We start from the raw sequence: 15,270 nt of genomic DNA, 5'->3' as shown, positions 1-15,270 counted from the left end.
CGTTTCAATTGTATTTCATGAAGTATTTTGAGCAATATGCGTATGCATTAAGCATGCGATATAAGCAAATCCTTAACTCATCATTATCCTGGTAAAAAGTATCCCCGTCAACTATGTCTGAAGTTTCCTTTACTGTTCAAAAAAATGAGTTATCCAACCTGTTGGATAGCTGCCTGATTAAAGATCGCTCGCGCCTGCAAAATGCATTAAACAGGTTGGACCTGAAGACGCTCAAGGAAACTGACCAGGCCTGGTTAAACTGGGCGAACCAAGTTCAATCTTCTATCCAACAGGTCGAGAAACGCCGTAATAGTGTGCCTAAGATTGAATACGATGATTCTTTACCGGTGGCCGCTAAAAAAGAGGAACTGGTCAAACTTATTCGCGACCACCAGGTGGTGGTAATCGCGGGAGAGACTGGATCAGGTAAAACCACACAGATTCCTAAAATTTGTTTAGAAGCTGGATTAGGTGTACGTGGCAGGATCGGTTGTACGCAGCCAAGACGATTGGCAGCGCGTAGCGTTTCCGAACGTATTGCCGAAGAGTTAGGGGGGCAACTTGGGGATATCGTCGGTTATCAGGTGCGTTTTTTAGATTTAGTCAAAACGCACAGTTTGATTAAAGTCATGACCGATGGGATTCTACTGGCTGAAATTCAGAATGATCAAATGCTTTTGCAATATGACACCATTATTATCGATGAAGCGCATGAGCGCAGCATCAATATTGATTTCTTATTGGGTATTCTTAAACAGCTATTATTGAAACGCCCTGATTTCAAGGTCATTATCACCTCGGCAACCATTGACACCCAGCGATTTGCCGACCACTTTACGTTGAATGGTAAGCGTCCACCCGTGGTTGAAGTCTCAGGACGTACCTATCCCGTTGAATTACGTTATCGCCCACTGTCATCTTATGAAGACGATGCAGGCAATGAGATTGAGCAGGACATGACCACCGGTATTGCAGATGCAATTGACGAGTTGGCGCTAGAAGATCCATTTGGTGACGTATTGGTGTTTCAAGTGGGTGAGCGTGATATTAAAGAAACCGCCGAGGTACTGCGTAAACGTAATCTAAAAAATACCGAAGTAATACCTCTGTATGCACGTTTGTCGATGACCGAACAACAAAAGATCTTTAAAACCTCACAAAAACGACGCATTATTCTCAGTACGAATGTGGCCGAAACGTCGTTAACCGTGCCGGGTATTAAATATGTGGTTGACCCAGGCCTGGTGAGAATCAGTCGCTACAGTGTGCGTAACAAGGTACAACGTTTGCCAATTGAGAAAATATCGCAAGCCTCTGCTAATCAACGTAAAGGTCGTTGTGGACGTGTCAGTGCCGGGATTTGTATTCGCCTATACGATGAAGCCAGTTTTAACTCACGTCCCGAGTTTACCGACCCTGAAATTCATCGTACCTCGTTATCATCCGTCATTCTAACGATGGCGCAATTGTCTTTAGGTGATGTGAAGCAGTTTCCCTTTATTGAGGCACCATCGGATAAATCGGTGAATGATGGTTATCGTCAGTTACATGAGTTAGGGGCTTTGGATGATCAACGCCGCTTAACGGCAGAAGGCCGCCAGATCGCCAAACTACCAGTCGATCCTAGTGTCGCCAAAATGGTGGTTGAAGCAGATAAAAATGGTGTATTGGCGGAGTTGATCGTCATCGCTTCAGCATTAAGTATTCAAGATCCACGTGATATCAATCAAACTACCATGCAGGCCGCAAGAGTTGCCCATAAACCCTTTGAAGATGAGCGTTCTGATTTCTTATTCTTTTTAAATCTATGGCAGTTTTATGAACATCAACGCCGCCACCTTTCAGAAAATAAATTACGCAAATTATGCAAAACCAACTTTCTCTCTTATATGCGGATGAAAGAGTGGCATGAGCTAACGATGCAGATTGAGCAGAGTCTTAAGCGTATCGGGTTGCGCGTAGGCCAATTACACCTGTTTGAAGAGGTCACAGAAGGCAATGTCGTCAGAGAACGCCTTAGCGATTTGCACAGTGTAGCTGTACATAAATCCTTATTGGCCGGTCTACTGGGTAATGTGGCATTGCGTGACGATGATAAGTCTTATATCGGTGCACGTAATACCAAACTGTTTATCCATCCTAGTTCCAGTCTTTATAAGCGTAAACCAAAGTGGTTGTTGGCAGGCGAGTTGGTCGAAACTACAAAACTCTACGCGCGCAACAATGCCGCCATCGATATCCAATGGATAGAAAGCCTTGCCAAGCATTTAATAAAACATAACTACACTGATCCGCATTGGCAAAAGAAAAACGGCCAAGTGGGTGCCTATGAATCCATTACGCTGTACGGTTTACCGATCGTCAATCGACGTCACTGTAATTACGGCCCTATTAATCCGGTTGAATCCCATAAGCTTTTCATTCGTCATGGTTTGGTGGAGGGCGAGTTATTAACGCGTGCGGCCTTTTTTAAGCATAACCAAGCCTTGATTGAGAAAATAGAGAAGCTTGAGCACAAATTGCGTCGTCCGGATTTTCTGGTAGATGATGAGGTGCTTTATCAATTCTATGATGAGCGTATTCCTAAACATATCTTCAGCCAGCCGGCGTTAGACAAGTGGGTTAAGAAATCTTTGCGAGAGGCTCCTGAGAAATTAGAGGCACTTTTCTTAACTGAAAATGACTTGATGAAACAGGAAACTAATGCCGATTTCCTTAAAGAGTATCCGGATCAAATACAGCTTTCTAATCAATTGAATTTTGCGGTGGATTACCATTTTGAACCGGGTAAAAAGCGTGATGGTTTGATTTATCATGTTCCTTTGTCGAGTCTGAATTTACTCCAAGAAAGTGATTTTGAATGGCTAACTCCAGGTCTTTTAAAAGAAAAGACTTCTTTTTATATCAAAGCATTACCGAAACAACTTAGAAAGCAGTTTATACCTGCTCCGCATTATGCAGCGTTAGTTTTGTCTGAAATGTCGCCTGAAAAAACCGTTAAAAGTGGCCGTAAAGAGTCTTATCTCAATCAATTGATTTGGGCACTCAATCGCCGTGGTAATCTCAAAGTGTCTGATTCAGATTTTGAAGCAATTGCGTTACCAGATCACCTGTTACCATTTTTTGTTTTAGAAGATGACAAAGGCAAGGTGATTGCAGAAGATGCCAGTCTTAGCCACTTAAAATCTCAGTATCAACATTTGGTCGATGCCAAAATCCAGCAACATCAATCTCGCAAAAAACAGAGCAGTACGCTTGTTACCGAATGGAATTTTGGCGATTTGGAGTCTTCACAAACCATTAAAAGCCATGGCGTCGAAATGGTGGCTTATCCCGCTTTACAGTATCAGGACGAGAAGCTTAGCTTGGAGTTAATGGGGGATGAAGTGGAGGCCTTAGAAGCGCATGCTGAAGCCGTGTTGTTTTTGATTCGCACGGAATTGGCCGATAAACTCAGGTATCTGCAAAAGAAGCTACCTTTGCAAAAGGCTTGCTTATGTTATGCACCTTACGGAACTTGTCAGGACTTAACCCAACAGGTGATTGATCGTGCGTTACAGCAGTTAGTGCCATATCCTGAAACAGTACGTCGTCAAGCGGATTATAAAGCCACATTGGAAAACGTACGTCTGCATTGGATTGAGTCTGCGCAAGCGGTTGCCGTGCAGGTCAATGCGATTTTTATCCAACATCAGGTCATTGCCAAGCGGGTAAGAGGGCGTGTTAATCCACGTTGGTTGGCTTCTATAACGGATATTCAACAACAGTTAGATGCTCTAATCTCCAAAGATTTTGTCCGGAATACGCCAGAAGAGTGGTTCAAGCAAATCAGCCGTTACTTGAAAGGCTTGGAGGTGCGTTTGGAGAAGATAGAGCAAGACCCGAGTAAAGATCAATTGTCGATTCGGCAGATTCAACCGGTATTAAAGGCTTATCAAGCTTTGGCACAAGAATCCGCTTATCAAGACCTACCAGGCCTGGTCGAAATCCGGTGGTTGATTGAGGAGTTAAGGTTGTCACTGTTTGCACAGCCGATGAAAACCCTAATGCCGATTTCGGTACCCCGTATCGAAAAGAGGATTAAAGCACTGTAGTCGCACTTTAAGGCATCTCAACCAGTCTGTTTTGTTGAGCTTAATCCGCTTTGTATCTTTGGATCCACTGCGGATCAAACTCAGTTTGATTTAGGTCTTGTCCTAGCTCCGTCATTTTGACTTCTAATGCACGTTTTTCAGCCCCCAAATCAATCAGAGCATGGTTATTGTCTTCAAGTTGATGCATCTGTTCCAGCCCCAAATGATAAAAGCGTAGAATTTTTAGGGAGTGAGCATCATTTTCATCAACTTGATCTTTGACTTTTTGCAGGACATTCGTAACGTGCATCAAGTTTCTTTTTAAGCGCCATGAATACATCGATTCTTTCATCCAATCCTTATCCGCAAACCAGGTTTTGACGATTAAACCGGTAATCATTAATCCAACAAACGCCCCCAATAGGTTCAATATCAGTTTGTTGTTTGAATATTCGCCTAAGGTCGTTACGGCCAAATGGGCCGTTCCAAAGCCGATGATTATAAACATGAACATGATAATCAGCGTGGCGTTACGGGTTTTTTTTCTATAAACTTTAGGATCAATGGTCTCTATTTTAAACATGAATTTTCTCTGCGATTTTCTTGGGTGATTTGGGTTGGAGTTCATCATTAAATTCGTTACCCATTCTGACGGGTACCGTCTGGCCGGTCTATCTATCGGACAGAAGTAGCCATTTAATGAACGGGTCATTGTACCAGTTTGCTAGGGTATTGTGAGTTATGGCGAGAGGCTATTGCGCTTGTATTTGCAAATTTTTGGGGTATACTTGAATTCAAATTTTGTCGGAGTGCCTTTAGGCTGAGATCGCGAAAGCGGGATCCGTAGAACCTGAACTGGTTAGTACCAGCGGAGGGAACAATCAGATATTTATTCTTAAATTTCATGATTGCTGCAACGTTATTTACACTGAGATCTTTGCACGAGTCAGGGACGAGAGAGAAATGAGATAAAATTTTACTGATTAAGGCGGGAAATGCAGTTAATAGCTAGCTATTGACAAGTTTTTCAACGAAAATCAGTAATATTTTAGCCATTTTTATCCGTTTATGATCTCGTGAAAGGGTCTCATGATGATGAAGTGATTGACAGTCCATGCCAAGTTCCCTATTTGCATGACTAAAGCCTCTCCCTGAATCCTTGTAAAATTCCGTTATAGCACGCATTTAATTTCATCTGTTTTCTACATCGTCTAAGAGCTTCGCCTATTTTTAATTCTTTTAAAAAGGCAGAGCCATGAATACCAATCAAACAAACACTCACTCAACTGATCGCAAAAGCACCGATCGCCGTGAAAGACGTGCGTCGGCAGAAGCGTTTATTCAAAACGTTTCAGGTCAATCATTTCCAAATTCCAAAAAGATCTATGTTTCGGGTAAAACCCACGATATAAAAGTCGGTATGCGCCAAATTGCCGTCACAGATACCTTTGTCAGTGGCAGCGAAGACAATCCAATAGTAGAGCCGAATGAACCGATTCACGTCTACGATACCTCAGGTGCTTATACCGATCCAAAGATTGAAATTGATGTCTATAAAGGTCTTCCGCAGCTCAGAAAATCCTGGATTGAAAGCCGTGGCGATACGGAAACTTTACATTCAGTGACGTCAAAATTTACCCAAGAACGTCTGGTAAAGGAAGGTCTGAATCACATCCGTTTTGAAAATTTACCCACGGTCAAACGCGCATTAGCAGGTAAGAACGTTACCCAAATGCACTATGCTCGCCAAGGTATTATCACGCCTGAGATGGAATACATCGCTATTCGTGAAAACATGCAACGAGCAGAATTACGTGATGAATCTCTGACTCAGCAACATGTTGGAGAGTCTTTTGGTGCCGCTTTACCTAAAGAGATCACGCCTGAGTTTGTGCGTGATGAAGTTGCACGTGGCCGCGCGGTGATTCCTTGTAATATCAATCACCCTGAAAGTGAACCGATGATAATCGGGCGCAACTTTTTAATTAAGGTAAATGCCAATATTGGTAACTCCTCTGTGGGTTCGTCGATTCCAGAAGAAGTCGAGAAGCTGGTCTGGTCAACTAAGTGGGGCGCGGATACCGTTATGGATCTGTCTACAGGGCGTAATATTCATGAAACTCGTGAATGGATTATGCGTAACTCACCTGTGCCAATCGGCACAGTACCAATCTATCAAGCACTTGAAAAAGTTAACGGCGTCGCTGAAGATTTAACATGGGAAGTCTTTCGCGATACCCTCATCGAGCAAGCAGAGCAGGGCGTCGATTACTTCACAATCCATGCCGGGGTTTTACTGCGTTATGTGCCGATGACCGCGAAACGTGTTACCGGTATTGTCTCGCGTGGTGGGTCTATTATGGCGAAATGGTGCTTAGCACATCACGAAGAAAGCTTTCTGTATACCCATTTTGAAGATATTTGCGAAATCATGAAAGCCTATGATGTCACCTTCTCATTAGGGGATGGTCTGCGTCCAGGTTCGGTTGCTGATGCGAATGATGAAGCACAGTTTGCAGAACTAGAAACCTTAGGTGAGTTGACTAAGATTGCCTGGAAACATGATATCCAAGTCATTATCGAAGGCCCGGGTCACATTCCTCTGCATATGATCAAAGAGAATGTTGAAAAACAACTTGATGTCTGCGGGGAAGCGCCTTTTTATACGTTAGGGCCTTTAACCACGGATATTGCACCGGGTTATGATCACATTACATCTGGAATTGGTGCGGCCAATATCGGTTGGTATGGTTGCGCTATGTTGTGTTATGTCACACCGAAGGAGCACTTAGGTCTGCCGAACAAAGAGGATGTCAAAGAAGGTTTGATGACCTATAAGATTGCCGCGCATGCAGGCGATTTAGCAAAAGGCCATCCCGGTGCGCAGATTCGCGACAATGCTTTATCGAAAGCCCGTTTTGAATTCCGTTGGGAAGACCAGTTTAACTTGGGACTTGATCCAGAACGCGCACGCGCTTATCACGATGAAACCATTCCGCAAGAGTCCGGTAAGGTCGCCCATTTCTGTTCCATGTGTGGACCCAAATTCTGTTCGATGAAAATTTCCCATGAAGTCCGTGAATATGCGGCAGCGCAAGAAACCGCTAAAGCTTTAGTCGGACAGATTACTGAAATTTCATTGGACAGCATTAAAGAAGGCATGATTGAAAAATCTAAGGAATTTAGAGCTTCGGGCAGCGAAATATATCAAAAGGAAGTCTGAATTGGCGATGCTTGAATCAGGCAAGCCCAGTTTTGCAGAGCGTCCAACTCAAGAGGCAAAGCAGGGCCAAAACAAACCTCCGATAGCCATCTTGGGCGCAGGGCTGATGGGCAGAATGCTGGCCATCTCTTTAATGGAAGATTATCAGGTTTTTTTGTTTGATAAAGACTCTAAAGAGGGTCAGCAGAGTGCAGCTTATTTGGCCGCCGCTATGTTGGCACCTTTAGCAGAATCTGCCGATTGTTCTCGAGAAATAATGCAATTGGGTGAAATGGCCTTGGCGTTATGGCCTGGCTTTTTAAAGAGACTTGATACGCCGGTTTTCTTCCAACAAAAAGGCAGTTTAATCGTGGCTTTTGAGCAGGATAAGAGTGATTTAAAACAGTTTAAATCCCGCTTAAAAAGCTCTGATTATAAAGTCGTTTCCGACGCCGAAATGGAGCAGATGGAACCTGGATTGAACCCACATTTAAAATCAGGTTTATACCTACCGAATGAAGGCCAATTGGATAATCGACAGCTGCTCAATGCCATGGCCTCAACCTTGAATAACAGCGATGTTTTCTGGTTTGACCATATGGCTATCGAATCTACTTCGAGCGGTTTTCAAGTTGCTGGCGAGCCACTGGAAAGCTTTTTGAATGAGTCTATTCATTGCAATAGCCGTTCCAATTCCCATAACCAGTTTGACTGGGTATTGGATTGTCGTGGTTTGGGCGCACAAGCAGATGAAGCTTTAAAGGCTGACGCTTGCGATATGGCTTCCAATATTGCCTCTAGCACAAAAATGTTAAGGGGCGTGAGAGGAGAGGTCGTGAGAATAAGAGCGCCCGGTGTGCATTTAACCAGACCTGTTCGTTTGATGCATCCCCGATATCCTATTTATATTGCGCCTAAAACCGATGGCTTATTTGTGGTGGGCGCCACTCAAATTGAATCAGAAGATACCCGCAATCCTACGGTGCGTTCAACACTTGAGCTATTGTCAGCTTGCTTTAGCGTTCACAGCGGTTTTGCCGAAGCGGAAATTCTGGGTATTGAATCTGGACTCCGTCCGGCTTATTTGGATAACGAACCTAAGATTATCATTAAAGAGAGGCTTGTTTCGATCAATGGCTTATTCAGGCATGGTTATTTATTAGCGCCTGTTATGTTGCAACAATGTCTAACGATCCTAAAAGGTAGTACCGATGAGGAAAGTTTCACTCAGATAATGCCTAAGCTGGTTGAAAATCATAGCGTTAAGCCAAGGAGGTGATGGGTGATTATTTTTATTAACAATGAAACGCACGAAGTTGCTGAAAGCAGCACGATTCATGAGGCCGCGAAGATGTTTGGCGCTAAGCCTCCGTACGCTATTTTGGTGAATGATACTTTCTTGCCATTGTCACAACATAATCATTTTGTTTTGACGCAAGATGATCGAGTGGAAGTCATCTCTGCTATTCAAGGGGGGTGACTTCATGGTAGCAACAAACACTAGGCAACAGAAGAAGAACCTATGAGTAATGAACACAGCAGTAAAAACAGATTAAATATTTATGGCACAAAACTCAATAGCCGTTTATTGATAGGCAGTTCAATGTACCCTTCGCCCTATGTCATGCAGCAGGCGATTCGAACCTCAGGAGCAGAGGTGGTTACGCTTTCATTGAGTCGCCAAAATCCACAGGCATCAGGTGGGCAAGCTTTCTGGGAGTCGATTCAATCATTAGGACTGCTTTTATTACCCAATACCGCAGGTTGCCATTCCGTGAACGATGCTGTCAATATGGCGCGCATGAGTCGGGAATTGTTTCAAACGGATTGGATTAAATTAGAGTTAGTCGGCGATGACTACAATCTGCAACCAGATCCGATTGCTTTGGTTAAAGCCGCGGAGATTCTTTTAAGTGAAGGTTTTAAAGTATTGCCTTACTGTACCGATGATCTCGTGATTGCCCGTCACCTGGTTGAGCTAGGGTGTGAGGTATTAATGCCCTGGGGTTCACCGATCGGCACCGGCAAAGGCATTTTGAACCCGTATGCCTTGCAAGCCTTACGTGATCGCTTTCCGGATGTGACCATGATTGTCGATTCAGGGATTGGCTTACCATCACATGCTAGCCAATCTTTAGAGATGGGCATGGATGCCGTATTGTTGAATACCGCAGTCGCGAAAGCGAAAGACCCTCTGTTAATGGGGTTAGCTTTCTCTAAAGCGATTGAGGCTGGGCGCTCCGCCTACTTAGCCGGGCCTATGGCAGAACGGACAGCTGCCAGTCCAAGTACCCCGACCATTGATTCTCCTTTTTGGCATCAATCTACATAAATTGAGGGGGATGATTCATAAATTGGTACTTAATGTGAGGAGGGGGTTTTTAACAGCTGGACTTTGTTGCTCTTACATTTATAAAACCTGATACGCGAAGAGACGTTTTAGACGATCAATTGCTCTTCGGAGGGATGACTACTCATAAAAGCAGTCTATCTCTTTGTAGGGGGCGTGTTTTAAACAGTCTGCCGCATACTCTTCAACCGCCTGCTTTTCTTCCAAGATAAAACGTTCAATGCCTTCTGGAAATGGATTGACTCTTAGCCAGTGCGACGATTGCATGTTGACCGGCACAAATCCTCGGGCAATCTTATGTTCGCCTCCCGCACCCGGTTCAAATACCTGCAAACCATTTTCAATCGCATACTCAATGCCTTGATAGAAGCAGGCTTCAAAATGCAAGTTCTTAACCTCTTGAAGACAACCCCAGTGACGACCATACAGATGGGTTTCTGAACGGAACATTAAAGAACCTGCAATACACTGGTGGTTTAGGTCTGCTAAGACTAAAACAATTTGGGTAGGCAATGCTTGGGCAACAGCCTTAAAGAAATCGATATTTAAGGTGGGTGTACTCCACTTTTCAATAAAGGTTTTTTGATAGAAGATTGCAAGCTGTTGCCAATCCTGTTCGGTTGCAGTGTGACCATTAAGTACTCTAAAAGTAATGCCCGCGTTTAAAACGGATTTACGTTCTTGTTTGATATTTTTACGCTTTTTGGCACTTAGAGTGGCTAAGAAATCATCGAAGTTTTGGTAGTTTTGATTAAACCAATGGAACTGGCAGTCATGCCGATGCAGCCACTCAGGTTGTTCTACTAACCAGGTCTGTTGGGCTTTATTGGGAAATAAAATATGGGCGCCACTAAACGCCTGTTCGAAACACAGCTCTTGTACGGCTTCGATAAGTTGGCCTTGAATCAAGGCTTGTCTAGGTTTATCCAAGTCGCTAGAGATCAATAAACGATCTCCTAAAGCGGGGGTGTAGGGGGCGGCTGATACTAACTTTGGATAATACTCCAACCCCACTTGTTGCCAAGCATTTGACCAGGCCTGGTCAAATACAAATTCACCATAATTGTTGTGTTTTTCATACAGTGGCATGGCAGCAATCAAGGAGCCATTTTCATACATCCCGAGATGCTTTGGAATCCAGCCAAACTTGGCAGAGACGCATTGATGTTGTTCTAAAGCGTGAAGAAATTCATGGCGTATAAAAGGGTTGTCATCCTTTAATAAAGCATTCCAATCTGTTGCAGAAATTTCAGATATTTGACTGTGAACCTTAATGTCCAAGGTGTGTTTTTGCATGGTTTCTCATTGGTTGAATCAGTTTAAAAAGTCATATCTGTTTAAATATAACAGTTTCAAAGGGCATTAAAGCTTGGGTCAATATGTCTACTTGAATACAAAATGTTAGGCGTCTATCGTAACGAAAATGCATGCTTAAGGGCGGATTAATACGCTTTGTAATATTGTACATCGGTGATTGATTGTATATGACTAAGATTGGATGAGAGAAGGTCTAAAAAATTACGGGGTTTTACATGGATTATGTTCAGATGAGTTTTAAATCGGAGTGAACGCCTAAGCTAGGGGGGATGAAAAACCCTCAAAAGAGGGTTAGAGGCTATGGTAAAACGGTCTATATTTATATATATTCTTAATTTTGTTTAATGACGCATATTGTCATTAAACAAACATTGCTGGCCCATTAATATGTCAATTTCAGCCTGACTTAAATATTCATGTTCATCCGCATTTTCACGTGCAACGATGCTTGGTAATTCAAAGTCAGCATATTTCACCTGCTGTTCATTCAGTTTGCTCGCAAATTTTTGTAAGGCTTGAATGACTTGACCATTTAAATCTCGGTTAGTTTGTTCGAGTATAATATCGTGTAATTGGTTAACCCAGTTCATTTGCGTATCACGCACCAGCTCTGAGTGTGATTGCATACTGCCAGCTTGTAAGGCCTCTTGATATCCTACCGTTAGGTTTTTGATGTCGTTTATGATCATTTCTGCAATGTGTATGGTTTGCTCAGAAGTGGTTTCTAAGCGATTATCAATAAACTCTAAACAAGTTTGAACTTTCTGAGTAGTATTCATCTGAGTCATGGTTGTCTCCTGGGTCGTAATCTTTAAAGTGACAAATTTTTGACGCTTTAAGGCTGTTTTTAATAAAGTCATGAAGGTTATATCAACTTTAATGCCAGTTTTTGTTTTATTTTATAACTAATTGTATAGTAAGGGAATTTTTATTGTGGCGATCGCATTAAGATTGGTTTTTGACAGGGTGTGGTTGGAAAAACTTATTCTTGCTTTGCAAGAACAGAGGATTGATTTTGATGCGGATGACTTCCGAGAAAAAATCATGTCTGAAATTTGGGATGAACTGGTTCTAAAGCAACGTATTCGTCATATTACACTCTGCTTATCAGAGGTACTCCCGGTAGAGTACAACGATGCATTACCTCTTTTAGAAGCGATCGCCAAAACCTTTTCTGGATTACCCCATTTGGTGTTTCCTGACTTTATTGAACGGTATGGTTTGGATGCACCAGAAGAGTCATTGGCTGCCCTAATGCGTTTAACGCAAGGCAGTAGCTCTGAGTTTGCCATTCGTCCCTTTATTGAAAATAATCAATCCTCTGTATTGGGTTTGATGTTGCAGTGGACACAGCATTCAAATGCGCATGTTCGTCGCCTTGCCTGTGAAGGCAGTCGACCGAGATTACCTTGGGGGCGTGCTTTAGTGGCACTGAAAGTTCATCCAGACCCTTTACGTCCAATATTAGATGCCTTACGCAGTGATGAAAGTCTGTATGTCCGCAAAAGTGTGGCTAATAATTTAAATGATATCTCTAAAGACCATCCAGGATGGGTTTTGGATTGGTGTACCCAATGGTATGGACAAAGTGTCGAGACGGATTGGGTTATTAAACATGGTTTGCGCACTTTATTAAAACAGGGTGATGCAAGAGCACTAAGTCTAATAGGGTATCAAAAACCGAATGGGGTCAAGATAGAGAGTTGGGCGGTTGATTCTGAAGTGATGATGGGGCAAAAGATAGGGTTTGAAGCCACTCTTAATTTAGAAAAATTGATTGGTCAAAAAGTACGTCTTGAATACGCCATTAGTTTTGTGAGAAAACAAAGCTCCCCTTATCGAAAGGTGTTTAAAATAAGTGAATTTATTGCAATAACAGCTATTAAGAATGTTTATAAACGACATGATTTTAAAGCAATTTCTACCAGAACGTATTGTACTGGTAAACATAAGTTAGAACTTTTAGTGAATGGGGTGGTTATGACAGAGAGTGACTTTATATTGTGTGAGAAACGTTTGTGAAAGAGAGTTCATTAAACAGTGAAGTGGTCTTTCAAAATACAGATTTTGTGGTGGTGAGTAAACCGGCAGGTTTAAATTTCCATTCCGAAGACTCACCAGGCCTGGTTGTTTTGGTTAAGCAGGATTTAGACGTCGAGGAGTTATATCCCGTGCATCGTTTGGATAAAATGACCTCCGGTTTAGTTATTTTTGCCTTGAATAAAAAAACGGCGCAAGCTTTTCAGGTGATGTTTGAACAACATCTTGTTCAGAAGTTTTATTTAGCCGTCTCTGACAAAAAACCGAAAAAGAAACAAGGCTGGGTGATCGGCGACATGTTACCGGCACGCCGAGGTAACTGGAAGCTGAGTAACTCTAAAGTGAGCCCAGCCAAAACCCAGTTTATCAGTCAGTCGATAGAACCGGGTTTACGACTTTATTTGGTGAAACCAATGACGGGTAAAACCCATCAAATAAGAGTCGCCCTAAAAAGTATTAGTGCACCTATCCTCGGAGATGTTCGTTACAGTGACGCCCATGAGGCTAAGTTGGCGGATAGGGGATACTTACATGCTTTTGCGATACAATTCACGCTTTATGATCAGGTCTATCAATTTTTACAGGCACCGCAAGCTGGCGAGGTTTTTCTCAAGCCCGCGAGTAAGCAATTGATAACCCGTTGGGAAAGTCCTTGGGATCACTTTTAATCATCCACAGATAAGAGGGCGCTAAAAATAGCTTATCATTCCCTTATTTTTTAACCTTAATGACACGAGTATTTAAATAATGAACCTGTCCGACCCTTCACTCCCTTTTTGGGAGACCAAAAGTCTAGATGAAATGACCCAAAAAGAGTGGGAATCCGTCTGCGATGGCTGTGGTTTGTGCTGCTTAACTAAGTTACAAGATGATGAAACCGACGAGATCGTCTATACAGGTGTGGTCTGTGCTTATTCAGACTTGGCAACCGGCCAGTGCAGTGATTATGCGAATCGATCCACCAATGTACCGACCTGTGTGCAACTCACTAAAGAACGGGTCGCTGAATTTGATTGGCTACCGGACACCTGTGCTTACCGAGTCTTGTACCGTGGGCAAAGTTTACCGAATTGGCACCCTTTAATTTCAGGCAAGCCGCAAAGTGTCAAGGCCGCTGGTATTGGACTGCTGGCGATTCCAGTGGTAGTGGATACAGGCAACTTGGACTATGAGGACTTTTTAATCTCTAAACCTTAGCTTTTTTTCTCAATCTAGTGGCTATTAATGGCTGCTAAGCCACGATGTTCCATAAGCACTTCACTGATAAGTGGTTTCATCAATTTGTCGTTGATGGCTCCTAAATACTCGTTTATTCAAGTGGTTAACTCTCAATGGCGTTGGTTACTGATATTTACGCAAACTATCGTTAAGGCTTAATACTCATTATGTTATTAGGATTTATAAAAAAGATTGTCTATTGTCGTTATCAGTCTTTCACTGAAAGGAGTTGTTATGAAGGAATCATCTTGGTTAAACCTGCCCAGTCTTTCTCTATCGGTTAAGGCTCTTTTTACAGGCTATATTTTAGTGACTGGTCTAGGTTTATTGATGGCTGGCGCACAAATTATGCTGACTCATGGTATGGCTGATGGCAAACTTGGTTTATCGGTTGATGACATTGTTTACAGTTATTATGGCAATAGAGAGGGTTCTAAGTTAGAAAGTAAGCTGAACGGTTCCATGAAAGGGAAGGCTACGCCAGAAGAAAATTTAACGATGATTAAGTGGGCTAGAGAGGGTGCGCCAAAAGAACAGTGGGAACCGAAAATTAAACCGATTGTAATGGCCAAATGTGCTGTGTGTCATACGGATAGACACATGTCGAGCCTACCAAACTTAACAAATTATACAACGATGCAAGAAGTTGCTCATATTGATGAAGGCGCTGAGATTAGCTCGTTGACGCGTGTTTCACATATTCATCTATTTGGAATTGCTTTTATCTTTTTCTTTATCGGTTTGATTTTTTCAATGGCCGTTGGTTTTAAGAAATGGGTTAAAGCTTTATTGATTATCGTACCTTTTGCTTTTTTAATCCTAGATATCGCGTCTTGGTGGTTAACTAAAATCAATCCGGGCTTCGCCTATCTGGTTATTATCGGTGGATTTGGTTACAGTCTAGCAGCCACGGTGATGTTGTTCACATCCTTATATCAAATGTGGATTATGCCTTTACGTGGACAATTTTCTGATGAAAATACCTGGAAGAATAGTTAGTTTGGAGGGCACACTAAATGAGGGGAGATAAAAGTGGAGCTGGTATGGTTTATGTAACTTATATGGCTCCA

Annotated in this window: 12 protein-coding genes and 1 riboswitch; of the genes, 9 read left to right on the top strand and 3 right to left on the bottom strand. The window is 42.6% G+C overall.

The features are described 5' to 3' along the window. Window positions 1-113 precede the first annotated feature (113 nt). Window positions 114-4,094, top strand: coding sequence for an ATP-dependent RNA helicase HrpA (hrpA, locus tag F612_RS0103365; RefSeq protein WP_019556338.1), 3,981 nt, complete (start codon window positions 114-116; stop codon window positions 4,092-4,094). 40 nt (window positions 4,095-4,134) lie between these two features. Here hrpA and F612_RS0103360 read toward each other — a convergent pair whose 3' ends face one another. Then, entirely contained in the window at window positions 4,135-4,656 is a 522-nt protein-coding gene (locus tag F612_RS0103360) for a DUF3087 family protein (RefSeq protein ID WP_019556337.1), read from the bottom strand. Window positions 4,657-4,868: 212 nt separating this feature from the next. After that, window positions 4,869-4,967: riboswitch (TPP riboswitch) on the top strand. A gap of 361 nt (window positions 4,968-5,328) precedes the next feature. On the opposite strand from F612_RS0103360, the gene thiC reads away from it, so the two are divergent. Genes thiC through F612_RS0103340 form a run of 4 tightly spaced genes read left to right on the top strand, consistent with a single transcriptional unit; the run spans window position 5,329 to window position 9,607 of the window. After that, entirely contained in the window at window positions 5,329-7,296 is a 1,968-nt protein-coding gene (thiC, locus tag F612_RS0103355; RefSeq protein WP_019556335.1) for a phosphomethylpyrimidine synthase ThiC, read from the top strand. A gap of 7 nt (window positions 7,297-7,303) precedes the next feature. Next, complete coding sequence (locus tag F612_RS0103350; protein ID WP_019556334.1) at window positions 7,304-8,554, top strand: FAD-dependent oxidoreductase; 1,251 nt, start codon at window positions 7,304-7,306, stop codon at window positions 8,552-8,554. 3 nt (window positions 8,555-8,557) lie between these two features. Then, entirely contained in the window at window positions 8,558-8,755 is a 198-nt protein-coding gene (thiS, locus tag F612_RS0103345; RefSeq protein ID WP_019556333.1) for a sulfur carrier protein ThiS, read from the top strand. 42 nt (window positions 8,756-8,797) lie between these two features. After that, on the top strand, window positions 8,798-9,607 hold the full coding sequence (locus F612_RS0103340; protein WP_019556332.1) for a thiazole synthase: 810 nt from the start codon (window positions 8,798-8,800) through the stop codon (window positions 9,605-9,607). A 138-nt stretch (window positions 9,608-9,745) separates the two neighbouring features. Here F612_RS0103340 and F612_RS0103335 read toward each other — a convergent pair whose 3' ends face one another. Together F612_RS0103335 and F612_RS12110 are read right to left on the bottom strand one after the other, a co-directional pair. Then, window positions 9,746-10,921, bottom strand: a complete 1,176-nt coding sequence (locus F612_RS0103335) for a GNAT family N-acetyltransferase (RefSeq protein WP_019556331.1) — start codon at window positions 10,919-10,921, stop codon at window positions 9,746-9,748. 362 nt (window positions 10,922-11,283) lie between these two features. Beyond that, complete coding sequence (locus tag F612_RS12110) at window positions 11,284-11,730, bottom strand: hypothetical protein (protein WP_245539509.1); 447 nt, start codon at window positions 11,728-11,730, stop codon at window positions 11,284-11,286. 145 nt (window positions 11,731-11,875) lie between these two features. On the opposite strand from F612_RS12110, the gene F612_RS0103325 reads away from it, so the two are divergent. The 4 genes from F612_RS0103325 (at window position 11,876) to F612_RS0103310 (ending at window position 15,199) form a co-directional block, all read left to right on the top strand. Next, window positions 11,876-12,964 (top strand): DNA alkylation repair protein, encoded by a 1,089-nt coding sequence (locus F612_RS0103325; RefSeq protein ID WP_019556329.1) that lies wholly within the window; start codon window positions 11,876-11,878, stop codon window positions 12,962-12,964. Then, window positions 12,961-13,650, top strand: a complete 690-nt coding sequence (locus F612_RS0103320) for a TIGR01621 family pseudouridine synthase (RefSeq protein ID WP_019556328.1) — start codon at window positions 12,961-12,963, stop codon at window positions 13,648-13,650. Before F612_RS0103325 ends, F612_RS0103320 begins: the two co-directional genes overlap by 4 nt. Before the next feature lie 79 nt (window positions 13,651-13,729). Continuing rightward, complete coding sequence (locus tag F612_RS0103315; protein ID WP_019556327.1) at window positions 13,730-14,179, top strand: YcgN family cysteine cluster protein; 450 nt, start codon at window positions 13,730-13,732, stop codon at window positions 14,177-14,179. Between the two features lie 255 nt (window positions 14,180-14,434). After that, the gene (locus F612_RS0103310) at window positions 14,435-15,199 is read left to right on the top strand and encodes a hypothetical protein (RefSeq protein ID WP_019556326.1); all 765 of its coding nucleotides are present in this window, start codon (window positions 14,435-14,437) and stop codon (window positions 15,197-15,199) included. Window positions 15,200-15,270: the final 71 nt, after the last annotated feature.

Origin of the sequence: Thiomicrorhabdus arctica DSM 13458, from assembly GCF_000381085.1 — a bacterium.
In the GTDB taxonomy this organism is placed as follows: Bacteria; Pseudomonadota; Gammaproteobacteria; order Thiomicrospirales; family Thiomicrospiraceae; genus Thiomicrorhabdus; species Thiomicrorhabdus arctica.
The sequence above is the reverse complement of the archived record's forward strand: the minus strand, read 5'-3'. Positions and strand labels throughout refer to the sequence as shown.